This window comes from Vibrio hippocampi (assembly GCF_921292975.1).
Lineage (GTDB): Bacteria > Pseudomonadota > Gammaproteobacteria > Enterobacterales > Vibrionaceae > Vibrio > Vibrio hippocampi.
On record NZ_CAKLCM010000003.1, the window covers coordinates 582639 to 607813 of the forward strand.

Consider the following 25175-nt stretch of genomic DNA (forward strand, 5'->3'; position numbering starts at 1 on the left):
CTATAATTAGAACAAAATTGGCTTTCTCCTGACTGATGATGGAAACCAATTAGAAAATGAACCATAAATAAAGCGCTTTCATAAATATATGTCTTTAGTCACAAAAATCAGCATATACAGGTGAGGGTAAGTGTTTATTAAGTAATTGATTTTAAAGTGTTTTATAACTAACGTCTTTTCGGGTCATTGTTTAAGTTATTGTTATTTAAAGATTTGTATTGTTTTGTGACCGCTTTGGCGAAAAACAGTGATAGGTTTGTTTGAATCAGCAAGTTGACATAGCATTTAGCTATGTTGTGAAAGCGCTTACAAATAAAGATGGCGACTTCATAGTGAATTCAATGGATTGTTGTTTGGAGGAAGTGATATGCGTCATGGTACCGCAGCTTTGGCACTGGTGATAAGTGCAATGGTGGGTAGTGTTAGTAGTGTGCAGGCTGAAGACATTAACTCAGGTGGAACACTCGTGGTACCAATCATCAATACAGGGTTTGTTGATAACTTCAATCCATATACCACCAAAGACACCTTACATGGTGTGATGTTTGAGCCTTTGATGGTATTCAATACCATGACTGATGAGACGCATTGGCGTCTTGCCAAATCGGCGCAATACTCAGACGATTTAAAGGTCATTACGCTGACATTGCGTGATGGTCTCACTTGGTCAGACGGTTCAGTACTTAACGCGGAAGATGTGGCCTATAGCTTTGAACTGATTAAAAAGGCACCCGCTTTCGATCTGAGAGGAATATGGTCGGGCGGTAACCTACAATCGGTGGTGGCAACGAATCCAACAACGGTGACTTTTACGCTAGCGGAACCTGATTCGACATTCTTGTGGAATCTCACGTCTTACCACATCGTGCCAAAAAAAGTGTGGGGTCAAGTAGAACAGCTGACTACATTTACCAATCCGAATCCGATTGGCAGCGGTCCTATGACACAAGTGAGTTATCTTAAACCACAGCAGATGGAGCTTTGCCGCAATCCTCATTATTACCTTGAGGGTCAGCCGCATCTCGATTGTATCTTGATGCGTTCATATAACGATAATTCGCAGATTCAGCCAGCATTGATCAAAGGTGAGGTTGATTGGGGTTCCAATTTTGTTGCGGATATCGAAAACACCTTTGTGAAAAAAGACCCCAAAAATCACCACTTTTGGTATCCCGCCAATGACGCGATTCATCTGTACTTGAACACCAAACGTGAACCATTCAATGACTTGAAAGTGCGCCAAGCCCTGTCTGTGGCACTTGACCGCGAGTTAATCGTGGATATTGCTGCTTATGGCTATCCAACGGTTAACTTTAACCCAAGCGGTATTGGCGAGTTTTATCATTCCTATATCGACCAAGATATCAAAGCGCGTTACCAAGATTTGACGCAATACAACCAAGAACGCGCGACGGAGTTGCTTGATCAAGCCGGCGTTGTTGACCGTGATGGGGATGGATGGCGCGATCTGAGTAACGGCGAACCGTTTGAGTTTGCTATTGAAGTCGTGAACGGTTGGACCGATTGGATTCAAGTGGTGCAGATGGTCACAGAATACTATCAAGAGATTGGCATTAAGGCTGAGGTCAAAACGGTCGATTGGGCGGTGTATGACGCCAACCTGAGACAGGCTAATTATGATGTGGCGATTAACTGGTCAAAGGTGGCGAGCAACCCAATACTCACCTACCAAGAGTACTTCCTCTCTTCTCGTTTGGGCAAAAGCTGGCATGCCGGTCATGGCGTACAGAGTGCAGAAATTGACACCCTAATTGACAGTTTTGGCAAAACCTCAGACAAGAGTAAACAGCGCGAGATCCTATCCAAACTGCAACAATTTACCGCGCAAAATCTACCTTTTGTTCCACTGTATTCCAATCCAACTTGGTATCAATACAACTCTAGCAAACTAGGTGGCTGGCCAAGTGCTGAGAACCCATATATCCAACCGGTGTTCTATGACGGTGGCAATCGCGTGATTATCTTGAACAACTTGTACCTCAAGTCTGGCAAATAATTGGGATGTTAGTGAGATGACGGAATTGGATAGCAGAGCTAAGGGAACATTATGTCTTTTTTAATGCGTCGGTTTGGGTTTTATTTTGCGGCATTTTTGATCGCAATTTCATTTAACTTCTTGCTCCCGAGACTGATGCCGGGGGATCCCGTAGAAGCACTATTTGCCGCGGCTCAGGGTAAAATGGATATGTCACAAATGGATGCGGTGCGGGAGATGTACGGCTTTGTTGATGGCAATATCATGGTGCAGTATCTGCATTATATGAAAAGTGTGTTTACCTTGGATCTTGGTCCGTCGGTATTGATGTTTCCCGTTGATGTGTCGACGGTGATTGGAATGGCATTGCCATGGACTCTGTTCCTTGCTTTGGGTTCTCTTATCGTGGCGTTAATCATCGGCGTGAGTATCGGCACTTATGCCTCTTATCGTCGTGAAGGTCTATTTGGTCGTTGGGTGCCGCCTATTCTAGCGTTTATCAGTAACTTTCCTTACATCGTGACCGCGCTATTACTGTTTTATCTATTTGGTCTTAAGTTAGATCTGCTGCCATTAGCTTATACCTATGATCCGGCGTTAACACCTGAGTTCAGTTGGATCTTTATTAGCAGCGTGATTAAACATGCCATCTTACCGGTTGGGTCAATGGTTGTGGTCGGAATTGCGACCTGGGTATTCAACATGCGTAACGCCATGATCAACGTATTGGGTGAAGACTATGTCACCATGGCCGAAGCGAAAGGGCTGTCGTCGACACGCGTTATGGTTCGTTATGCCGGACGTAACGCCATCTTACCGGTTGCGACTGCGATAGCGATGGCCATCGGCTTTTCATTCGCCGGCTCCATTATGACCGAAGTGGTGTTCAACTATCAGGGGCTGGGCAATATTCTGCTAAAAGGCATCATTGCCCGCGACTATCCTCTTATCCAAGCCATTCTACTGATACTGGTGAGCGCGGTATTGACCGCTAACTTTGTTGCTGACCTGCTTTACGTTTGGCTCGACCCAAGGATTTCTCATTAGGAAGTGGTATGAATTCAATGATTGAAAAGCCAAGTCAAGATGCACCTCAGTTTGATGTAGTAAGGGAATCATCCATGTCATGGAACCAGATTAAGCGCCGTTTCTCTACGGTATACGCTTTCTTTTACGGTAATCCACCCGCCATTATTGGTGGCTTATTGCTGTTTATTGTTTTAACCGGGGCGTTGTTTGCGCCGGTATTGGCGACACACAACCCAGAAAAGCGTGTTGCTAGACCGCATATGGCACCCAGCAGCGAATACATTATGGGTTCGACTCGAAGTGGACGAGATGTGTATAGCCAAGTGTTGTATGGGGCGCGTCAATCTTTAGCCGTCGCTCTAACCGCAGGGGTGATTGCGATGTCGATTGCCGTGTTAGTCGGCGTGTCGGCCGGTTACTTCGGTGGAAAAATCGACGAGCGTTTGAACTTTATCACCAATGTATTTTTGGTGTTCCCGCAATTGCCCTTATTGATAGTGTTAGCCGCCTTTTTGGGGCAAGTCGGATCCTTGGTGATCACCTTGTTATTAGGCATTACATCCTGGCCTTGGGGGGCGAGGGTGATACGTTCTCAGACCATGGCGATTCGGAATAAAGAGTTTATTATCTCGGCGGAAGTAATGGGTGAATCCAAGCTGCGTATTCTGTTAGTCGAGATCTTACCCAACCTTGTCTCTATCGTATTTGGTGGCTTCCTTGGCACGGTGATTTATGCCATGGGCGCGGAAGCGGGACTCGGTATTCTTGGCTTAGGGGATGCAACCGAAGTCAGTTGGGGTTCGATGCTCTATTGGGCGCAGACGTCTTCGTCTCTGTACACTGGCGCATGGTGGGAGATGTTGGTTCCCGCGTTAGCGTTGGCGATTACCGGGGGCTCATTGGCGTTGATTAATATGTCCATTGACCAAGTCAGTAATCCGAAGTTACGAACCGGCCCACATATGAAAATGTGGCGTCAACTTAAGCGTGAAGCAGACAAGAAAAGGGGATTGCGATGAGTGCGTTATTAGAGGTCAACAATCTCTGTGTGGATTATATCTCGCCAAACGGCATTGCGAGAGCCGTTAACAACGTCAGTGTGACGATTAATGAAGGTGAAACGCTGGGAATTGCGGGTGAGTCTGGCTGTGGCAAGAGCACGCTAGCGTTCGCTATTTCACGTCTGCATAAAGCCCCTGCATTGATATCGGAAGGCGAAATACTCTATCGAGGTCAAGACGTCCTGAAGATGAACAACCGCCAACTGAATGACTTTCGTTGGAGCGAAGTCTCGATGGTGTTTCAAAGTGCCATGAACTCGTTGAACCCGGTTATCACCATCGGTGAGCAGTTAACCGATGTGATACTCGCTCATGAAAAGGTCAGTCATAAGCAGGCGTACAAAAGAGCGGGTGAACTGCTGGGTGTCGTCGGTATTCATGCCCAACGGCTATCCAGTTTTCCTCATGAATTGAGTGGTGGTATGAGACAAAGGGTTGCCATTGCGATTGCTTTAGCATTGAAACCCAAGTTGATCATTATGGATGAGCCGACCACAGCGCTGGATGTGGTGGTCGAGCGAGAGATTTTGAACGAGCTTTACGATCTAAAAGCTGAGTATGGGTTTTCTATTCTGTTTATTAGCCACGATTTGAGTTTAATGGGCGAAATCGCCGACCGAATCGGCGTGATGTATGCTGGTGAAATGCAGGAATTAGGGCAAGCGAATCAAGTGTTTAATCAACCTCAGCATCCTTATACCCGAGGGCTCGTTGCTTCATTCCCAACCATTCACGGACCTAAGACACGACTGTTTGGTATCCCCGGCAGTCCGGTTAATTTATTGGACACGCCGCAGGGATGTAATTTTCAACCAAGATGTAACGACTGCGTTGCATCTTGTCAGCAGAGTAAGCCGTCGTTAAACCATTTATCAGACGGTCGTCAGATCGCTTGTCATCTGTTTTAGGAGAAGAGTATGACCACAAACTCAGCCATTTTGTCCGTTCGTGGATTAGTGAAGGATTTTCCTCTGCGACAGGGACTCAACAACGATGTGATGCGTGCGGTAAATGATGTCTCATTCGAGCTTCATAAGGGCGAAGCCTTAGCCATCGTTGGCGAGTCGGGTTCAGGAAAAAGTACCGGCGCACGTATCCTAAGTCGAATTTATGATAAAAGCGCGGGTGAGATAGAATTCAAAGGCACTCCGCTGGATCAATACGTTAATCAGCATGGTCAACTTGAGTATGCTCGTCAGGTGCAGATGATTTTTCAGGACCCGTTTGGCTCTCTAAATCCGGTGCATACCATCTATCATCATATTGCTAGACCTTTGCAAATCCATAAGCGTGCTGGCAAAAAAGTCATCGCCAACTTGGTTTATGAGTTGCTAGAGATGGTCGGTTTAACACCCGTCAAGGAAACCGCAGAAAAGTACCCCCACGAGTTAAGTGGCGGTCAAAGGCAGCGGGTTGCGATAGCGCGTGCCATTGCGGTCGATCCAGAAGTTATTCTTGCCGATGAGCCGATTTCTATGTTGGACGTATCGGTCCGTTTGGGTATCCTAAATTTAATGTCCGATCTTAAAGATAAGTATGGCATCTCATTTATGTACATCACCCATGATATTGCCACCGCACGTTATTTTGCAGAAAAGACGGCGGTGATGTATGTTGGTCATATGGTGGAGTGGGGGGACAGCGACAGTGTGACTCAAACGCCCAAGCATCCCTATTCCAAGCTTTTGTTATCAGCCGTTCCTGAGGTCGGGCAGTCAGGTAGGCGCGATCTAGAGATGAAAAAAGGCGAAATACCTTTGTGGAAGCCGAGTAGTGTCGGTTGTCCGTTTGCCAGTCGTTGCCCACAAGCTTCGAATGTGTGTACTGAAAGTATGCCTAGCGTCACTCAAGTTTCAGACCACCACTTTGTACGTTGCCACCACCTATAAAGGGGTGGCTTTATATTTTTTTGTGCGCAAAAGTAAGCGCTTTCTTTTTGTAGTGTGAAGATTATGAATACTATTTTGCAATCCAAGTCTCCTATTGATTTACAGCCAACCAATGGTCAGTTCGTCGACCTGAAAGGTGAGCGTTATTATAAAATTAGCCATGTTGATCAGATGGAACCGTTTTTTATTAGCCTTGTTTCTTCGAGTGATCACTGGTTCTATATCTCATCAACGGGCTCGCTCTCTGCGGGTCGTATTCGTCCAGAGAACGCTCTGTTCCCTTATCGCTCTGTCGATGTTATTCATGAAAACGCCGATAACACCGGCGCTAAAACCCTAGTTCGAGTCGCCACTTCTGAAGGGGGCAGCGCGTTGTGGGAACCCTTTAATCCGCATCATGATGGTTATTATCAGACCGAGCGCAATCTGTATAAAAACAGCACTGGCGACAAGCTTATCTTTGAAGAGATCAACCACACGCTGGCGCTAAAGTTTGAATACAGTTGGAGTACCTCGGAACAGTTCGGTTTTGTTCGTCATAGTGAGATAGTGAACCTATCACAGCAAAACGTTCAATTAGAGGTTCTTGATGGTATCCAAAACCTGTTGCCATCAGGCGCACCGTTAGCGGCATTACAAACCAAAAGCGCTTTAGTGGATGCGTATAAATGGAATCAACGGGTTGATGATTTGCCAATGGCAACATTTAGCTTGTATGCCAAATTGAGTGATAGAGCAGCACCTGCCGAAGCACTGCGAGCAACGACCTTAGTGTCTCTGTCTCAACATGCACAAACTATCTATCTGGGCTCAAAGTGCTTGAAAGCATTCCGAACGCAACAAGCCATGGTTGAAAACCGATTAACACGCGGCGAAAGAGGGGCATACTTTAGCCAGCAAACACTGTCACTGACACCACAACAAAGTGCCGATTGGTTAATGTTTGCGGATATCGATCAGAGTCACAGCGATGTAGTGAAGTTAGCGCAAACCGTGAAACAAGAGACTGATTTGGTTGCTGCGGTTGAGCAAGATGTAAAGGCTAACCAACAGTCGTTGATTAAGTTAATGTCCGGTGGCGACGCGTGGCAGCTTACTTCGTCTGAAGAGACCGACGTGCATCACTACGCCAATGTGCTTTTCAATAGTATGCGTGGTGGCGTCTTTGCCGATGGTTATCAGTTGGATATTGACGATGTGCGTCGCACCTTCCTAGCTACCAACCGTCAAGTGGCAGAAAAGCATCAACAGTGGCTAGAGCAATTGCCGGCATCACTGACCCATCCGGAATTAGTCTCTTTGGCGAAACAGACCGATGATCGTCAGCTTGTTCGCCTTGCCTATGAGTATCTGCCTCTGAGTTTTGGTCGTCGCCATGGTGACCCAAGTCGACCTTGGAATCATTTCGAAATCAAATTGCGTAACGAAGACGGTGACCGATTACTGACCTATCAAGGTAACTGGCGAGATATTTTCCAGAACTGGGAGTCATTGGCGCTGAGCTACCCGCACTATATTCCTTCGTTTATCGCTAAGTTTGTTAATGCCTCGACGATTGATGGCTACAACCCTTATCGCATTACTAAGCAAGGTGTCGATTGGGAGTTGCTTGAACCTGAGGATCCGTGGAGCAATATCGGCTACTGGGGCGACCATCAAATCATTTATCTGCTCAAGTTCCTTGAGCTGGCGCAAGACTTTCATGGTGAACAATTGGATCAGTGGCTGTCGGATGACTATTACGGCTACGCCAATGTGCCTTACGAAATTGATGGGGTAGAGCAACTGTTCAGCAATCCAAAGGATACCGTGCGTTTTAACACCGACAAACACAAGCTGACCGAGTCATTAAGTCAGAGTGTTGGCAGTGACGGACGCTTGCTGCTTGCTGCGGATGGCTCGGTCTATCAAGTGAATTTGATGGAAAAACTGCTGGTTCCATTGCTGTCGAAATTGAGCAACTTTGTGGTTGATGGCGGTATCTGGCTTAATACCCAAAGACCAGAATGGAACGACGCCAATAACGCGATTGTTGGTCACGGTCTGTCTATGGTCACGCTCTATTATATGCGTCGTTATGTGGCGTTTTTGACCCAGTTAATTGAGCAGAGTAATAACACGTCTTATCCGCTTTCGAGTGAGGTAGCAGAGTGGTTGCTTGAAACTTGTCGTATTTTGCAGCAAGCGGTGTCTGTATTAGCCAATGAGCCGATGACAGGGGAATACAGAAAGTCGCTGCTGGTGGATTTAGCCAAAGCGGCAGAGAAGTATCGTGTTGAAGTTTATGCTAATGGTTTTAGTGGCAAGGCGTCGGTTGATGTTGGCGATATTCAGCAATTATTGACGGCAACTCAAACCTTGTTGGATCGTAGTATTCGCAATAACCAACGCCAAGATGGACTGTACAACGCCTACAACATATTGAATATTCAGGGTGATTCAGCCAGCGTTGATGAACTTTACCCTATGCTTGAAGGTCAAGTGGCGGTGCTAAGTGCGGGTGTGTTGAGTGCGGCTGAATCTGTTGCACTTATCAAAGGTCTGTTTGCCAGCGATATGTACCGACACGATCAAAACAGCTTTATGCTCTATCCGGATCGCGATCTGATTGGCTTTATGGATAAGAACACTATTGAAGCTCACTGGGTTGAAAATAGCGCGCTGATTCAAAGTATGTTGGCGAAAGGTGATAAGCGAATTGTGGCGGCTGATATTAACGGCGCATTGCACTTTAATGCCGAGTTCGACAATGCCGAAACTCTATTAGCGGCGATTGAACCGATGCGTGCTGACTATGCTGATTTTAATGATGCGGATTGGTTCGCTTTGTTGGATATCTATGAAGCCACCTTTAATCATAAAGCGTTTACGGGGCGTTCGGGCACCATGTTCGGTTACGAGGGTTTAGGCTGTATTTATTGGCATATGGTCTCTAAGCTTTTATTGGCGGTACAAGAGAACTATCAACAGTCACTGACGGAAAATGGTCAAAGTGCGGAAACGCTTGAGCTCAACAACCTCTACTATCGAGTACGTGACGGCATAGGTTTCAATAAAACACCGCAAGAATATGGGGCGTTCCCAACCGACCCTTATTCGCACACTTCCAAACAAGCCGGCGCTCAACAACCGGGAATGACTGGGCAAGTGAAAGAAGAGATCATTACGCGTTTTAATGAGCTGGGTGTACAGGTGAGAAACGGCGAGTTAACGATTAATCCAAGTCAGCTAAGAACACAGGACTTTCTGTCTCAAGCGAATAGCTTTAGCTATATCGACCTTGAAGGCACGTTCCGGTTTATTGATTTGGCATCCAACAGCTTAGCGTTTACCTATTGCCAAGTCCCGTTCGTGTACCGATTAGATTCTCAGGTGACGGAATTAGTGGTCAGCATTGAACTCAGCGATGGCACGGTATACACATCAAATGGCGGTAAGATTGGCGCAGAGGTGACACGTGCCATCATAGCTCGCAATGGTGATGTGGTGAGTGTCGATGTTCTCGTTCCAGAGGCGATCTTGGTCAGCTAAACAGTGATGATGGAGTTTGTTCATTCGTCGGCTAGACCAGAGCTGGTCAGCGATTGAACAAACTCTAAATGCACTCAGTTTCACTCAGTTATACTGCCCCAGACTTTTGAACTCGCCCTTAGAGTCGATCATGCTTGCTTTACACATCCACAGGCTTTGCATATGATAATTGCCATTATCCCAACTCAATCAGCCGGTTATGGAAAAGAAGACGATCACTATCAAAGAAGTGGCGGAGCATGCAAATGTGTCTCAAGCGACTGTTTCAAGAGTTATTAATGGCAATGCGTCGGTAAAATCAAAAAACCTAGAAATTGTTCAGCGAGCGATCAAAGAGTTGGGCTATACCCCCAATGCTGCCGCTAAGGCGCTCGCCAGTAATCGTTCTTATACCGTCGGTATGCTGGTGGGAAGTCTTGACGGTCCATTTTATGGTCCTTTGATGCATGCCACGGAAGACATTCTTTATAAAAATGGCTTGCTGTGTATTGTCACCAGTGGTCGCGAAAGTGAGGAACGAGAGCAAGATGCTTTAGCGTTTCTTCACTCTAAGCAAGTGGATGGTGTGATTGTCCACGCAGACCAAACGTCTGATGACACCTTAACTGAGTTGGTCAGCAAATTTAAAACCATGGTGATCCTCAACCGATTGGTGCCGGGATTAGAGCAAAACTGCCTCTACGTCGATAACGAATTGGGCGGTTATCTCGCCACTAAACACCTGTTGGATATGGGGCACAGAAACATTGCCTGTATGACAGGACCTTTGTCAAAACAAGATGCACGCGATCGACTACTCGGTTACATCCGTGCTTTAGCGGTACACGGCGTGGATTATGATCCCAGTCTTACCGTAGAAGGGCGTTTTGATCATGAGGGCAATTTTGACAAGGCGTTCAATCTGCTGAGTAACAAGAAAGAGGTCACGGCTGTCTTTTGTCAAAACGACAATATCGCGCTGGCGGTCTATGATGCCTGCGCTCAGATGAACCTTAAAGTCGCTAAAGATATTTCGTTGGTCAGTTTCGACAACGACAATATGTCTAAGCACCTGCGTCCGCAGTTGACGACCGTGGGTTATCCACTCAATGATATGGGCAAGATTGCGGCGAATATGATTGTGTCGCAACTCAACTCCAGCGACCGCATGAACAGCGGCAAACTGACCCCCGTCCTTGAGGTACGAGACTCGGTTTGTAAGCTAGAACCCAAGTAAGTATTGTAGAAGACGATAATGAACCGTAGAGAAAGGTCTGCACATGGCAAAATGGCAGACCTTTTTTATATTGGTGAATTTGTCGAACAAGCGAAAAAGCGATCAACCAAAAACGTCGTTTAGCGTAGAGCAGCGATAAAGTAGCAAAGTAATCAAGGAGTGATGGTGTTAAAACTAGGAATTATCGGTGTCGGTGAACTGACGGAAAAAATAGTGCTCGGTTTGATCAATGCGAATGTGCCGTGTGAGGTTTATCTTTCTCCACGTAATCAAGCGCGATCCGAACAACTGGCACAACAGCCGTCTTGCACCGTGATGGACAGCAACCAAGCCGTTGCCGATGCCGCAGATATTATTTTGCTCGGCGTGCGACCCCAGCATTTGTCGCAACTCGCCAGTGAGATAGTGATTGAACAACACAAGACGGTGGTTTCATTGGCGGCGGGTATTGATGTCGCGACACTTCAGCAGTGGTTTAGGGTCAACAGTATCCATAGAATGATGACCACCTACTCAGCGGAACTCAATCGTGCTACCGTAGTGCTAACCCCGACTTCGTCACCTGTAGAGCAGTTGTTCCAACCATTAGGCGAGATGTTAGTGGTCGAGAGTGAGCATGAGTTTGAACTGGCGACGGTTGGCATGTGCATGAATGGTTGGATGTACTTTTTCTCTGCCTCAATGCAGCAGTGGTTTGTTGATCAAGGCATGAAGCCCAACCAAGCGAAACAACTGGTGCTAGGCGCAATGGCAGACAGTGCCGCACGAGGCTTAGCGTTCCCAGAGCAATCCCTAGAAGCACTCGGTGAGTCCATCGCCACACCGGGGACTTACACGGCTCAAGGGTTGGAAAAACTGCAAGCTCAAGAGTTTAGCCAACCTTGGACCCAAGCAGCCGCTGACATTCTGGAGCGGTTAAAATCATAACCAAACATCAGGCACGATTGTGAAAATGGATTAGTTTGTAATAGGACTATTCGATTTCTATTATGGCTGCTTGATACGAATTGGAGGGATCTATGATCACGACGGAAAATTTGAACCTCAAACCAGTCGGTGAAGATGACGTGGATATCTATTCACAGATTTTGAGTTCCAATGAATTAACTCAGTACCTTCCGAAAGGTGAGGCATACACTGATGAAGAAATTAAATGTCATGTTGATAGCCGAATTAAGCACTGGCAACATGGTTTTGGTTCGTATGTTATTTACTTGAAATCTAAGCCAACAATAAAAATTGGTTATGTGGGTGTTGAACAGTGTGGTGACCCAACGTACAGTGACATACGCTATGCATTATTACCCAAATATCAAGGCTTTGGCTACGCTTTTGAGGCTGCAAAGGCAGTATTAGCCAAGACATTTGAAGCTGGAAAACACTCAAAAATTTATGGAGTAGCTATCAAAGATAACATCGCTTCGTTAATAGTGATCAAAAAGTTAGGTATGCAGTTAGATTCTGAGGCAAATTTGTATGGCGATACTAAAGGTCTGGAAACGTACTCAATCACAAAAGTTTCGTTTACCTAATGAGTTAGGAGTCCATACTTGTAGATCAGTGATGTTCAGAGGCGTGCTGGCGGGTTGTGATGTAACTTGGAAATGCGCCATTGCTTCTTAACATTCGAAAATTTTGTGTTTGCTTCGTCCGTGTTGCAATACATATAGTTATCGGACTTTTATGGAGCACTCAAATCCCATAGATAGAATCGCTTCATTAAATACCGTTGTAAAAACTACTTTTTACAACATAGGCACATAAAAGTGTGATAGATAGAAAAAGTCGACGTTTAATATCTATCAGTTAATATTTCTTGATTCGAAACTAATATCAACATGGAGGTTGTGGTAGCGTTTGACTTTAAAGAATTTGATAGATTGATATTTTCCAGCTTGAAAGTAGGAAACTTTCCGTCTGAAAAGCGTTATAAGTACGGTGAAATTTTAGTTATGAAGTTAGATTTTGATCTCGAAACAAACGTTGAACATGGTTATCTTTTAATACCTGAACCAGCGGCAGAGTTGGCACAATTCCCTGAAGTTTATGAACGCATCAGTAGTGTTATTTACCACTGTGTAATGGTATCTGGCGAGGCTACAAAAAGGTGTATTTCTATGAGTGCAAAAAATGCAACTCATATCAGATCTGCATTGTGTGAGTTTGTTGGTGTAGAAGATCTTTTGAAGCAACTTTACCCAGCACTTCCTAAAAGTGAATATGTGATATACAAGTCTACAAACCCAACTTGGCATATGATTAAGATATTAAGAAATTATAATATTCATATTTCCAATAGTCTGCTCAGCATTAAACCTATAAGAGTTAGGTCCCTGTTCCCAAATCAGACTGAACTAGATGTCGAAGTGGAATATATTTCAAATTTGACTATTGATGGGTTGAAACTTATGCATAGTACAAACGATTATAACGATACTCAATTGAAAAATTTGATATCTAGTTTCGACCATCAACAGCATAAGTTCGGAGTTACAACCTTAATCATTAAAACAGCAATTGACTATTCGCATTATTTGGCAAAAATTCTCTGCTCAAATAGGCTTCTGTAAAGTAGTAACTACAACAAGAAATTACGGTGTCAAGATATTTTTACTAATCTGATAGCAATTGTTTACGGTAATTCTGTAAATCGTTCCTGTTCAGAGATGAGTTACGCCACCTGGAATCAGGGTGAGGAAAAATACCGCAACAAGTGCGGTATGGCGTGATTTAGACAATAGCTTAGTGGTGTTTGTATTCGCCTGTATGCTTAGCATTCGACATGTCAAAGGCTTATTTATCGGTTAACGCCGTTTTCCATCAAAGTGAATGCCTGCCCAACCATATTGACCTTAAAGTGTATGTCCCTTTAAATTTAATTATGAAGCTTATACAAAATTTTCGTAGCATCTCTCATACCTAACCTATGATTTATGCGATAGCTTGGATAGTTATTGAGTATCATAATGAATGGCTTCATTATGGATAGGGTGAAAGTCGGAAATGAACCGTATATGCAGTGTTAGCACTATAAAGAGTGGCTCTTGTGTAACCAAAACTCACTCTTTACATTTACTTGATTGCATTTGCAAAAATCGGCGGGTGACGTGTGAAATCTAATTATATGTACTCATTAATGACACAGTGGAAATTAAGTTTAGGGATATTATGACCTGACTAATTGATTATTTCTGATGCCTGCTCAATATAATTTGGTGATAAATAATGTATACGCAATTAAAAGAGATAAACTATAAACCAAAAGCCTTTGAGTTTTATACGGCTGATTCGTTGTGGACAGATCCACATACATCACAACAAATGTTGTCTTATCATCTCAATGAAAATGTTGATTTGGCTTCAAGAAACAAGGCGTTCATCGAAAAATCAATTGATTGGATAGTTTCACGTTTCTCCGTTGTCGAGCAAACTAAAATATGTGATTTCGGATGTGGTCCCGGTCTTTATACTTCCGGTTTGGCACGGACGGGTGCGAATGTAACTGGCGTGGACTTTTCAAAAAACTCTATTGAGTATGCGAAAACTTATGCTAAAAAACAGAACCTAGATATTAATTATGTTATTCAAAACTATCTTGAGTATGAAACTACAGAAAAATACGACATCATCACAATGATTATGTGTGATTTTTGTGCTTTAAGCCCCGCTCAAAGGAAATTAATGCTAAAAAAGTTCTATCATTTACTTAAAGATGATGGGCGCATATTATTAGATGTATATTCATTAAAAGGTTTTGAAGAAATAACAGAAACATCATTGTATGAACATAAGCAGTTGCAGGGGTTCTGGTCAAGCCATGATTATTACGGATTTCTGAATACTTTCAAATATGAAGATGAAAAAGTGGTGCTGGATAAATATACAATTATCGAAAGGGAAAGCTCTAAGGTTGTATATAACTGGCTGCAATATTTCAGTGAAGACATGCTATTGAAAGAACTGAAAGATGCTGGTTTTAATATTCAGGCTATTTATGATGATGTAGCAGGTTCTGATTATTCAAAGAATAAAACTGAATTTGCAGTTATTGTAGAGAAATTAACAAATGTAACAAAATAACAGGTGCTAACAAATTGCTCCAGTTGACTATCCAAGCAGCGTCCCTTTTATGTGTGGCGTCGCTATTTTACATAAAAGTCACGTTGCTTTGGTTCAATTGTGGGTGTTATACGGAAAATTTTCCTAGCATTACTCATACCTAACCCATGATTTATACGATAGCTTGGTACTCATTGAGTTTTATAATGAATGGCTTCACTATGGTCAGGGCGAAAAGTAGAAAGAACTGTATATGAAATGCTATGCCATAGGGAGAAATTTATGATCGTAGTCGCAAGGTTTTCTTTTCCTCACGAAGCACATATAGCCAAAGCAAATCTAGAAAGTGCTGGGATCAAAAGCTTTGTTGCAGATGAGTATACAGTGAATACGCAATGGCTATACTCAAATGCTATTGGAGGTGTTCGCTTAATGGTCTCAGAAGACGATCTAGAGGACGCGACTGAAATCTTGACGAGTGATTTTTCCGAATGTCTTGAAAATCACTCTGAAGCCATAGGTGAGAAACAAGATATTTGCCCTCATTGTGGAAGTAGCGACTTATCCGCCCATACCCAGGGTAAACGTCCTGCGTTTCTTGTGTTCATATTGCTTGGCTTTCCACTGTTTTTCTACAAACAAGGCTATCAATGTAATCAATGTGGTGAGTTTAGCGAAAAACTTTGAGTTGTTAGCTGAAACTGTAGTGGATGAGAAAGCCGAACGATACAATCATCAACTGGCAAGGATGGGATAAGATGTCAGTCGCTGCGCATTTAGCGTTATAAAACATAAGCGACAAATGCCACTAGGTATAAGGATATTCGATGTATTTGAGAAAGTTTTTAGCTCATGAAGCTGGTGTCATTAGTTGTTGGTTTTCAACATATAACGAGTTTCTGCTTTGGGGAGGTCGAGTTTTTAGTTGGCCAATAGAGCATGCTGAAATCATCAAGCGTAGCAAGCAACAAGAAATAGAGTTCTTCACTTTAACGGATGGCAATGAGGTACTAGGTTTCATTGAACTACAGCACATGAGTCGAACAGAAATACGCTTGTGTCGTGTTGCAGTATCTCCAAGTCATCGGGGTAACGGACTGGGTAAAACTTTGATCAGTTTGTCACTTGCCGAAATTAAGCGAAGAAATCAGTACCAAGTAGTCACTCTGGCAGTGTTCACCAAGAATGTAACTGCTCACAAATGCTATTGCTCTATTGGTTTTTCAGCAGTAGATAAAGAGCCAAAATTCAAAGAGTTTGGTGGTGAAAGATGGCCGTTAGTACAGATGGAACTTTCTTTAATAAAAAGCGGTTAAGTTGGTCTTAAAGTGTGTGTCCTTTTTGGTGTTTGAAACCAGACACTTCACTAAGCGACTTTGCGATATCAAACGTTATCCATTTGAACAGTGTTAGGAAAAATATCTAGCTCATATATGCCCCAAAACGGTCTAGGAAGTAAATCTATAAACAATTCAATCTTTCATTTTTGCATGGATATAGAACAAAGTTGTCTATTTTTGAACCTTAGAGTGCTTCGTAGAATAGTGCCATCAACTTGATAACACATAATGAAGGTTTGCTATGAGCACATCACAATTAATTCTTGAGCTATCTCTTATTGGCACGATGCTACTCGTTACGGGTATTTTTTTGGTTCGTAGCTATGACAAAACCGACAGCGTAGGAACAAAAGTTCAAAAGATCCTAACAGGTCTACTTGGTGCCTTTATGGTGATGGCAGGAACAGTAAAATTCTTTGACCCGTTTACGACTATGTTCGCAAAACAAATCGCACTGAGTGAACTGCCTTTTCCGACTCTGTCTCGTTGGGCGGGTCAATTAGGTGAGATTTTTGCAGGTTTACTGCTACTGATGGTGATGATTGGTAATAAGGTGCTCGCAGCACCGATTAAAGATAAAGCGATGCAATTATCAACGCTATTAACGACCGCAATTATGATTGTCGCGGTGTATGTTCACCTATTGTCAAGTGTGCCGGCAGAAGTGCTACCGCTTCAGTCTAAACCACCTGTAATGACACTGATTATTCTTGGGTTGGCTTGGTTAAATGCATTCCTATATTTTCGCAAAAAGTAATCGTTAAAGTCACAAAACAAACGCCAGGTTAGCTCGTCTAGCCTGGCGTTTTTCATTTCATAAATATAACAACTACGAGTCTCGCTCTGAGTGAATCGAAGCCAGAAACTCAGCAGATTGCCCAAACCGTTCAAAAATCATGTCCCTAAAGGCAACCACTCTGGTCGCTATCAGCTTTCTGTCTGCCCACACCAAGAATGCTTTACCCGTTGGGTATTCAATTTCTGGCAATATCTCTACTAACTCTTTTCTATCTGCATGCTTCTCAAAGGCTGCTCTAGGCATCATACAGATTCCAGCTCCTGCTATTGTCGCATCAATATTTAAACGCAGACTGCTGATTGAGTAACGAGGCTGATAGGGAATGCGGATCGCCTTACCATCTTGTTTTAGCTCCCAATATGGCAAGTTATTACCTGAGAGTAGCAGATGGTTCATCAACTCTTCTGCTCGTTTTGGCTGACCATGTTTTTCAATATAGCTGGGTGATGCGGCTAACATTAATGGTGATTCAAACAACTGACGCTGTATTAAATGATTGGCGTGAGGTGGGGTCGTCACAATCGCAAGGTCAATCTGCTCATCAAAGAAACGCTCTGTGCCTGCGCTAAATTGAATGGTGACGGAGACCTCTGGGTGAAGCTGCATAAACTCAATCGCCATCTTTTGCAGGAAATTATCAGCAAATGGCTCAGGGCAAGAGACTCGGATTTCACCCGTTAATACTGGCTGACTATTCGAGAGCTGCGTCCATTGTTCATTCAGCTGCATAAATAGGGCAGCGAAGCGCTGGTAATATTCGTCGCCAGCTGTCGTGAGCTGGAACTGTTTTGCATTACGGTGTACCAGCTTTTCACCCAGTTTATCCTCAAGACTTGCCACTGCCCTTGACAACGTTGGGGCTGAAACGTGTGTTTTAAGGCTCGCTGCTGCAAAGCCACCGCATTCGACAGATTGGCAAAACAGATAGAGATTGGAGATGTCTTTTGCTTTCATAATTGATTGCTCTTGAGGATTGCACTCTGAGTTAATCATTCAAATATGAAAGATTCAAGTTCAATGTTGTCTATTTTTGATTGTGATGGGCAGGGCTAATATGACCCCATCAGTTAGCCAATCGAAGTCAGGCATAAGAGAGTCAATCATGAAAAAGTTTTCACGTAAGTTCCAATACCCATTAATGGTTTCTATGGTTTTACCTACTATGCTTCTTAGCATGCCAGCCATCATGGTAGCTAAAACACTGCCAGAGAACGGCGCATTCTTCGATGCATGGTTAAACGCAGTTTCACAAATGGTGCCATCTGCACTGTTAGTTTTAGCCCTTGTAGCACCAACTGTTCGTCTCTTCGTAACCAAAGTGCTGCTAGAGCCAGAAGCAAAATAAGTTAGTAAAGTTAACAAGTTAAAGAATAGGAAAGTGAAAATGAGTGAATTTAAACTACACACTGTTGAGTCTGCACCTGAGAAAAGCAAAGCAATTCTTGAAGGCGCACAAAAGCAAATGGGTATGATTCCTGGTCTCTACGCAGTAATGGCTGAGTCTCCTCAAATCCTAACAGCGTACACGCAACTGCATCAGCAATTCACCAACACATCATTTGATGCCGAAGAACTAACAGTTGTATGGCAGACCATCAACGTTGAACACGAGTGTCACTACTGCGTCCCTGCACACACTGGGATCGCGCACTCAATGAAGGTTGATCCTGCATTGAGTGAAGCACTGCGTAACGATGAGGCAATGCCAACTGAAAAGCTTCAAGCTCTGAAAGACTTCACTCTTGCAGTAGTTCGTGAACGTGGCAATGTATCAGAAGCAGACCTAGCGGCATTCTTTGCGGCAGGTTACGGTAAGCAACAGGTACTGGAAGTGATCCTTGGTCTATCGCAAAAAGTGATCAGTAACTACGTCAACCACGTTGCTCACACGCCAGTAGACAAAGTATTTGAGAAGTTTGCTTGGTCTAAACAATAGTCCCACGATCTAGACGTAATAGAGCGAACGAATACGTTCGCTCTTTTTTCACAAAACTTCATGTTTAGATGTCTGTTAACAACAGTACAACGAGGGAGCATATGGAGTGCAAGAAAACGGGTGTAAAAAAGCCATTTAGATTAGAAGAAATCTGGCGGATTAGAACTCGCTTAGAACTCAGTAATAATCTGATGGAACTATCTCTTCTTAACCTTGCAATCGATAGCAAGCTACGTTCAAATGACCTCTTATCATTAAGGGTGTCAGATGTTTCATCTAACTTCTTAGTATTCAACCGTGTCCAGTATGTTCAGAAAAAGACTGGCAATGACGTTCAGTTTGAAATCACTCAGAGAACACAGCAAACGCTGAGTCATTGGATTAAAGACCAAAAGCTTCAACCTAAAGACTACCTTTTTCCAAGCCCACGAAAGCCCCATCAATCTCTAAGCTACTCATATTACCGTCGAATCATTCGGAGTTGGGCACTTACTTTAGGTCACAACCCTGATCTCTACGGAACTCATTCAATGCGCCGAACTAAAGCGACATTGATTTACCAGAAGACTAAAAATATTCGAGCGATTCAACTTTTACTCGGGCATACCAAGATCGAAAACACCATCAAATATTTGGGTGTTGAGTTGGAAGATGCACTTCGTTTATCCGAAGAAATTGAGAGCTGATTCATAAGGAATGATTATCAAATGTTGGTGACTTAGAGTTTTTACTCTGTCTCATTTATGTCCACAAATCAGTTACAAATCACGGTAAAAAATACCGCAGCAAGTGCGGTATGATGCGATTTAGACAATGGTAAAGCGGTGTTTATATTAACTGGTATGTTTAACATTCGGTATGTTAAAGACTTACTTAGCAACTAACGCCGCGCCATCGAAGCGAATGCCTGCCCAACCATGTTGGATAAAATTGCGAATGTTGGCATGATCACTACCATTTGGATTTTTTAAAACGTCGTCACGATAGAATTGACCGAAACAGGCTAGCGTTGATGACTCATCTAATCCCTGTATCTGAGCAAAAGCAAAAATCTTACAAGACCCATTATTTTGTCCGGCTTGATTCTCAGTATCTCCGTTTACAAAACTGACTGGGCTAAACTCAAAATGTTCGTCAATAACTTGCATCGTCTGCTCAAACATCACTTCATTTGGCTTTGTAGCCAGCAACTCTAGAAATTTCTCCATATTATATCTTTCCTTGCGATTGTTCAGGGTTGGTACTATATCATCGAACAAATAGAAAGTGATGACGCAACAGCTGAAAAGTCAGCGTTTGAGGGGAGTGACGATGCTACCGCTTACAACTAAATGTTTGGCACGGGTTCGGTTTACTTTTTATCTGACGACTGGCTTTATGACGACGGAATGACTTGAACTCCGATATATCAGTTCCTACAGGATATATGGAGACGTCCGGCAGTATAACACGCGCGAAGGGCAGGTTTATTACGTATAATTCTGATACGTTAAGTGAGTTATTGAGAAAAATAATAAATATAAATTAAATGTTGGATGTTTATAACTATTTAATGCTCTTTCGCTTTGATTATTGTTATGCATTAAAATATCCTACGGCATAGGTTAGCGATCTCGTCGTTAGCGATCTAAAGACACTCATGCAGTAAAAGGGATTTATATGAATAAATTGGCATTCATAGTTGCAACTCTCATATTTTTATCAGGATGTAGCGGGCTAGATAGAAGAGAGGGGAATGTTTCTAGCAGTTTAGTCGATTTCCTTTACCCAAACCCCGAAGACTATAAAGAATACCAACCCACAATCCCTCACTTGACCTTGCCTGTTAATGTGGGGATTGCTTTTGTTCCGAGCTCTGGATATAGCGTTCTAGCGCTTTCAACTAAGCGAAAACATGAACTCCTATCGCAAGTTAAAAGCGAATTTTTAAAGCTTGATTATGTTAATAGAATAGAAATAATTTCTGATAGCTATCTCCAGAAAGGAGGTGGGTTTGATAATTTAAAACAACTGTCTAGGCTGTATAATGTAGAAGTGATGGCTCTGGTATCATATGACCAAGTTGCTCGAAACAGCGAAAACAATGCAGCGTTATTGTACTGGACCATTGCAGGTATGTATTTGATTCCCGGCAATGACAATACCACGCAAACCTTTGTGGACACAGCGGTGTTTGACATAGACAGTAGCAAGTTGTTATTTAGAGCCCCTGGCTTGAGCCGCATTGATTCGATGTCAACCGCCGTGGGTATTGATGATACTTTCTATGAAAACTCGGATGAAGGTTTTGGCTTAGCCGTCGCAGATATGGTGGTTAACCTAAGTTCAGAACTTGAATCCTTCAAAGTACGCATTAAAGAAGAAAAAGTAGCGAATGTAAGTTATGACAGCAACTATAGCGGTGGAGGCAGTTCTGGGTGGTGGATTATTTTAGGTTTGATTCTTATTTGTAGGAAAAGAGCCTGCGTTTAATTATTATTTTTTTGATATCTATTTATTATTGACCCAGACCATACTTCTCGACATTCAGCTTTACTAGGCTTTCCTGTAACCGAAGAACGACTACAAGGATAGGCACTTTATGGTATTGATTTACAATATAAGTTAACTTGTTGCGTCACAAAGTATAAAGGAAAAACAATGGAAACAGAGGTAATATTAGAGCTCACGAGTTCGATTCAGAATTTGGATGGGACAATGTCACGAATTCAAGTGTTCTTGATAATGTTAATCATTGTCATGCTAGGGTTGGCTTGGTTTATGAATAGGCAGTTGACGAAAAACACGGGTATTCAAAGTATTACTTTCGACTCTGATTTTGCTGATGAACTTTTTGTAAGTGACCAGTTAGATGAATTATTAAGTTACTGCCTTAAACATGAGAAAAAATCACCAAATGATGTCACTGTTAATTGGCATCTTGGCATTTATTATTATTTTAAAGGTGATCTTCAACGAGCAAGGTTGTATTTTGAGAAAACAATACGGCTAAATCCAAACTGGGAATCGTCTGCTGCAGGTTATATTGATAAAATAGATAGCATTTCATTCTCGTCTGGAAGCGATCAAATCCAGTAATCTTATACCCAAATTACTTCAAGATACGAGGCTCAACGAGATTTGCTTGGTTTGTGGGCAATGCAAGCAAACTCTGAATTCTGTATCTTGAGCGTAGCCTTCAACAGAACCTGACACTGTGCAAAATACAACGGCGTCGATCAATTTATGACGACCTTAAAGTGTATGTCCCTTTAAATTTGCGAAATTTCACAGATCACTCGGTATTTAGTGCAGGCTACTCAACACTAAAGTCTTTGTTTTTAAGTCTCAAGACTAAATTGCACAAGTGTCTCCATCTGAGCAATAGTTTGAATCATGTAGTCGTTGCGTGACACTCTCAAATCTTTAGTGATCGAAGCCAAACTTAGCTTAGGGTGTTTACGCATTGCCATTGCAGCAATTGTTTGCCCTGTGCGTCCAACACCAGCTCGGCAGTGTACTATCGGTAGTAGCTTATCTGGGTCATCGACCGCACGACTCTTGCGTTTGGTGTAAAAGTTTCTCCTTTCCAGTAATACCGACTCAATCATGCTAATCAGATTTTCTGTATTAGTTGGAGTTATTGTGTGGTGGTCTGGCCAATTATGAACGTGTATAACTGGGATTGTTAAGTTCGCTTGATAACCTTCTATATCGAGATTGTAAGTTTTAGCTTCAATCGAATCGGTAAGATCCACTTTACCTGTTAAAACTGAAGTCACCGATATAGCCCCATAGATACCCGAAACAGAAAAGTAGTCAGGCATTTGATCATCTACAATATCTTTATTACTTGCTAGTACCACTAGTACTGGCGTTCTATTATCTACCAATAGTTGTAAATGTGCTTCCAACTGATGATGGTAAGGATACTGCGTTGCAATAGCGATATTCTCACCATTGACCTTAATATAGTTGGCATTTAAGTCTCTACGAATCCTAGTTTCTAGACTGTGGGGGATATTAAATCGGTCCCTCCTTGAGTCAAACTGAATACGTCTAGCAGCCCCTTTAATCCCCATCAGTAGCTCTGCGGTATCAGAACGACTTCCAGAAACACGAACTCTCATACTCTTCTTCTCCCTGTAGTTAAATCTTTTGCGACCTTAAATGGTGTGTCCCTTGTCCTTCCTTTTAGATAATTTATTATTTAATGATGATACAAGAGATTTTTTAGTGACAATTAGAATCGCCCAAAATCCTCAGGTAGTCGAACCTGCTTTACTCTTCGTAGAGAAGGGATTACAGACAAATAAAAAGCCTCGATACCCACTAAGATAATCGAGGCTTTTTTAGCGACTCTAATCGCTTAGCTTATTATTCACTAGCATCAGAGACTGGCTTTGTTGTCTCTGGTTTATCCATTTCGGTCAACAGACCTTTCAGTAAACTGAAACAGCCGATAAGGAGAATAATAGTAAACGGCATTGCGGCGATTATGGTGATCGATTGCAGTGCTTGAATCGATTGAGTACCACCAATCCACAACATCACCATAGCGATAAAGCCTGAAATTAGTGCCCAGATGATTTTTTGTTTCATCGGTACATTCAGTTTACCACCAGCTGTCATGCTATCGATAACAATGGAGCCTGAATCTAATGTGGTCACGAAGAACACAATGATCAGAACAACTGCAACCACAGACAGGATGTCGCCAATAGCGTAGGCTTCAAGCATATAGAATAGGCTGAGTGACACATCGCTGAGGGCTTGTTGTGCGCCTAGCAGACCGACATGATCGATCATCTGTTGGATAGCAATACCACCAAATGAAGACATCCATGCGGTTGTGACTAGCGTTGGGATAATCAATACATAAGTCAGGAATTGACGTACCGTACGACCGCGAGAGATACGAGCCACGAACATACCGAAGAAAGGTGCATAAGCTACCCACCAAGCCCAGTAGAACACCGTCCAACCGTGTAAGAACGTGGTGTCTTCACGACCCGAGTTTTGGCTCAGTGGTAAGGCATGTTTCACATAACCCACGACAGCCGTTGCCATCGAGTCTAATACGGTAGTGAAGTTTAATATTGCCATCAGACCAAGGAACAAAAAGGCGATCGCCATGTTTAGGTTACTAAGCAGCTTAACACCACCATCCATACCGCGAAGTACAGAGATAATGGCTAGACCCATAATGAGCGCGATAATCGCTTGCTGAAGTAGTAGGCTGTTTTCTAGACCGAATACGTGGCTAATACCACTTGCGGCTTGTGTGCCACCCAGACCAAGAGAGGTCGCCAAACCGAACAGGGTAACCAGTACCGTCATAATATCGATAAAGTCGCCGATTTTACCCCATACTCTGTCGCCAAGAAGTGGGTAAAATACCGAACGCATTGCTAATGGTAGACCTTTGTTATAGACAAAGTAAGCCAAGCAAAGTGCGGTAACGCCATAAATAGCCCAAGCATGGAAGCCCCAGTGGAAAGTGGCGGTGCCCAATGCCAATTCACGAGCTTCAAGTGTGTGCGCTTCGACGTTAAGTGGAGTGCCATACCAACCGGTATAAAAAGCAGTTGGTTCTGCCACGCCCCAGAAAATAAGTCCAATACCCATACCAGCTGCAAACAGCATGGTGATCCAGGATATGGTGGAATAATCAGTTGTGGCATTTTCGCCACCTAATCGGATTTTCCCAAGTGGAGACAGCGCAACGGCGACGGCGAAGATTAGAAATATGTTCGCGCCCCACATAAATAGGAAGTCAAAATGTGAAAGGACTGCGCCTTTTACAGAGTCGATAGCCGCTTTGGCATCCGCTGGAGAGAGTAATAAAAGTGTGACAATGAAAAGAATGGATAAGCCTAGTGAGCCGATGAAAACGGTGTTGTGGACGTCCATACCCCACTTAGTTACGTTGTCTTGCCCAACTTGATAATCTGTAGAATCTATACTGTATTTTTTCGATTTAAAGCCCATAAATCATGAGGTTTACCTATTGCCTGAGCAATAGTAAGACCAACTCCATGTTAGTTATTGTTTGATGAGAACAGAGCGGAGGAAGTCCAGAAAGGGCAACCTTTCCCTTTGGTATTCGTCGGCTCTACGTCCCATCGCGAGGCCGCAGTGTAGCACAAAATAGTGCATCTTTGCGGGATTTCCCAAATATAGCTCCAATAGTGCGTCGGATTATTCCCCATTGTGGTGATATTTTGTGCGCTTTAGTGTCATCTAAGATGCGTTCAACTAAGCGAGTTGTTACAGAACTGTACCGATAAAAAGGTGACGAATGTCACCATCCTTAAGTGTTATTTTTGTCCTAGCGTGT

The 25175-nt window shown here is 43.2% G+C and carries 23 protein-coding genes; 19 read left to right on the top strand and 4 right to left on the bottom strand.

What is annotated here, in order from left to right; translation table 11 throughout:
* Positions 1–409: 409 nt before the first annotated feature.
* From L9Q39_RS15735 to L9Q39_RS15800, 14 genes are all read left to right on the top strand, one after another.
* On the top strand, positions 410–2017 hold the full coding sequence (locus L9Q39_RS15735; protein WP_435532860.1) for an ABC transporter substrate-binding protein: 1608 nt from the start codon (positions 410–412) through the stop codon (positions 2015–2017).
* Between the two features lie 51 nt (positions 2018–2068).
* A complete protein-coding gene (locus tag L9Q39_RS15740; RefSeq protein ID WP_237486050.1) occupies positions 2069–3043 on the top strand; it encodes an ABC transporter permease in 975 nt (324 codons plus the stop codon).
* 74 nt (positions 3044–3117) lie between these two features.
* Positions 3118–4044 carry an ABC transporter permease gene (locus L9Q39_RS15745; RefSeq protein WP_237487041.1) on the top strand — a complete coding sequence of 309 codons (927 nt, stop codon included), beginning with the start codon at positions 3118–3120 and terminating at the stop codon, positions 4042–4044.
* Positions 4041–4994 carry an ABC transporter ATP-binding protein gene (locus tag L9Q39_RS15750; RefSeq protein WP_237486051.1) on the top strand — a complete coding sequence of 318 codons (954 nt, stop codon included), beginning with the start codon at positions 4041–4043 and terminating at the stop codon, positions 4992–4994. The genes L9Q39_RS15745 and L9Q39_RS15750 overlap by 4 nt, the downstream gene beginning before the upstream one ends.
* A gap of 9 nt (positions 4995–5003) precedes the next feature.
* Entirely contained in the window at positions 5004–5975 is a 972-nt protein-coding gene (locus L9Q39_RS15755) for an ABC transporter ATP-binding protein (protein ID WP_237486052.1), read from the top strand.
* A gap of 63 nt (positions 5976–6038) precedes the next feature.
* Positions 6039–9506 carry a 1,3-beta-D-glucan phosphorylase, GH149 family gene (locus L9Q39_RS15760; protein WP_237486053.1) on the top strand — a complete coding sequence of 1156 codons (3468 nt, stop codon included), beginning with the start codon at positions 6039–6041 and terminating at the stop codon, positions 9504–9506.
* 199 nt (positions 9507–9705) lie between these two features.
* A complete protein-coding gene (locus tag L9Q39_RS15765; RefSeq protein ID WP_237486054.1) occupies positions 9706–10722 on the top strand; it encodes a LacI family DNA-binding transcriptional regulator in 1017 nt (338 codons plus the stop codon).
* Between the two features lie 165 nt (positions 10723–10887).
* A complete protein-coding gene (locus tag L9Q39_RS15770; RefSeq protein WP_237486055.1) occupies positions 10888–11649 on the top strand; it encodes a pyrroline-5-carboxylate reductase family protein in 762 nt (253 codons plus the stop codon).
* Positions 11650–11741: 92 nt separating this feature from the next.
* Positions 11742–12254 (top strand): GNAT family N-acetyltransferase, encoded by a 513-nt coding sequence (locus tag L9Q39_RS15775; protein WP_237486056.1) that lies wholly within the window; start codon positions 11742–11744, stop codon positions 12252–12254.
* A gap of 315 nt (positions 12255–12569) precedes the next feature.
* Positions 12570–13292, top strand: coding sequence for a hypothetical protein (locus L9Q39_RS15780; RefSeq protein WP_237486057.1), 723 nt, complete (start codon positions 12570–12572; stop codon positions 13290–13292).
* A gap of 655 nt (positions 13293–13947) precedes the next feature.
* A complete protein-coding gene (locus tag L9Q39_RS15785; RefSeq protein ID WP_237486058.1) occupies positions 13948–14802 on the top strand; it encodes a class I SAM-dependent methyltransferase in 855 nt (284 codons plus the stop codon).
* A 261-nt stretch (positions 14803–15063) separates the two neighbouring features.
* On the top strand, positions 15064–15468 hold the full coding sequence (locus tag L9Q39_RS15790; RefSeq protein ID WP_237486059.1) for a putative signal transducing protein: 405 nt from the start codon (positions 15064–15066) through the stop codon (positions 15466–15468).
* Positions 15469–15608: 140 nt separating this feature from the next.
* On the top strand, positions 15609–16097 hold the full coding sequence (locus L9Q39_RS15795; RefSeq protein ID WP_237486060.1) for a GNAT family N-acetyltransferase: 489 nt from the start codon (positions 15609–15611) through the stop codon (positions 16095–16097).
* 265 nt (positions 16098–16362) lie between these two features.
* Positions 16363–16878 (top strand): hypothetical protein, encoded by a 516-nt coding sequence (locus L9Q39_RS15800; protein WP_237486061.1) that lies wholly within the window; start codon positions 16363–16365, stop codon positions 16876–16878.
* Between the two features lie 72 nt (positions 16879–16950).
* On the opposite strand, the gene L9Q39_RS15805 is transcribed toward L9Q39_RS15800, so the two are convergent.
* A complete protein-coding gene (locus tag L9Q39_RS15805) occupies positions 16951–17874 on the bottom strand; it encodes a LysR family transcriptional regulator (RefSeq protein WP_237486062.1) in 924 nt (307 codons plus the stop codon).
* A 148-nt stretch (positions 17875–18022) separates the two neighbouring features.
* Between L9Q39_RS15805 and L9Q39_RS15810 the strand changes: the two genes are divergently transcribed.
* The 3 genes from L9Q39_RS15810 (at position 18023) to L9Q39_RS15820 (ending at position 19542) form a co-directional block, all read left to right on the top strand.
* Positions 18023–18265 (top strand): DUF2798 domain-containing protein, encoded by a 243-nt coding sequence (locus L9Q39_RS15810; RefSeq protein WP_102778453.1) that lies wholly within the window; start codon positions 18023–18025, stop codon positions 18263–18265.
* Between the two features lie 39 nt (positions 18266–18304).
* Positions 18305–18856, top strand: coding sequence for a carboxymuconolactone decarboxylase family protein (locus tag L9Q39_RS15815; protein ID WP_237486063.1), 552 nt, complete (start codon positions 18305–18307; stop codon positions 18854–18856).
* Positions 18857–18957: 101 nt separating this feature from the next.
* Positions 18958–19542, top strand: coding sequence for a tyrosine-type recombinase/integrase (locus L9Q39_RS15820; RefSeq protein WP_237486064.1), 585 nt, complete (start codon positions 18958–18960; stop codon positions 19540–19542).
* Positions 19543–19725: 183 nt separating this feature from the next.
* Here L9Q39_RS15820 and L9Q39_RS15825 read toward each other — a convergent pair whose 3' ends face one another.
* Positions 19726–20064, bottom strand: a complete 339-nt coding sequence (locus L9Q39_RS15825; protein WP_237486065.1) for a HopJ type III effector protein — start codon at positions 20062–20064, stop codon at positions 19726–19728.
* A gap of 451 nt (positions 20065–20515) precedes the next feature.
* Between L9Q39_RS15825 and rhlP the strand changes: the two genes are divergently transcribed.
* Together rhlP and L9Q39_RS15835 are read left to right on the top strand one after the other, a co-directional pair.
* A complete protein-coding gene (gene rhlP, locus L9Q39_RS15830) occupies positions 20516–21328 on the top strand; it encodes a rhombotarget lipoprotein (protein ID WP_237486066.1) in 813 nt (270 codons plus the stop codon).
* Between the two features lie 168 nt (positions 21329–21496).
* Entirely contained in the window at positions 21497–21934 is a 438-nt protein-coding gene (locus L9Q39_RS15835; protein WP_237486067.1) for a tetratricopeptide repeat protein, read from the top strand.
* Positions 21935–22176: 242 nt separating this feature from the next.
* Here the strand turns inward: L9Q39_RS15835 and L9Q39_RS15840 are convergent, their stop codons facing one another.
* Together L9Q39_RS15840 and L9Q39_RS15845 are read right to left on the bottom strand one after the other, a co-directional pair.
* Entirely contained in the window at positions 22177–22965 is a 789-nt protein-coding gene (locus tag L9Q39_RS15840; RefSeq protein ID WP_237486068.1) for a protein-tyrosine phosphatase family protein, read from the bottom strand.
* Positions 22966–23212: 247 nt separating this feature from the next.
* Positions 23213–24826, bottom strand: a complete 1614-nt coding sequence (locus L9Q39_RS15845) for a BCCT family transporter (RefSeq protein ID WP_237486069.1) — start codon at positions 24824–24826, stop codon at positions 23213–23215.
* Positions 24827–25175 lie beyond the last annotated feature (349 nt).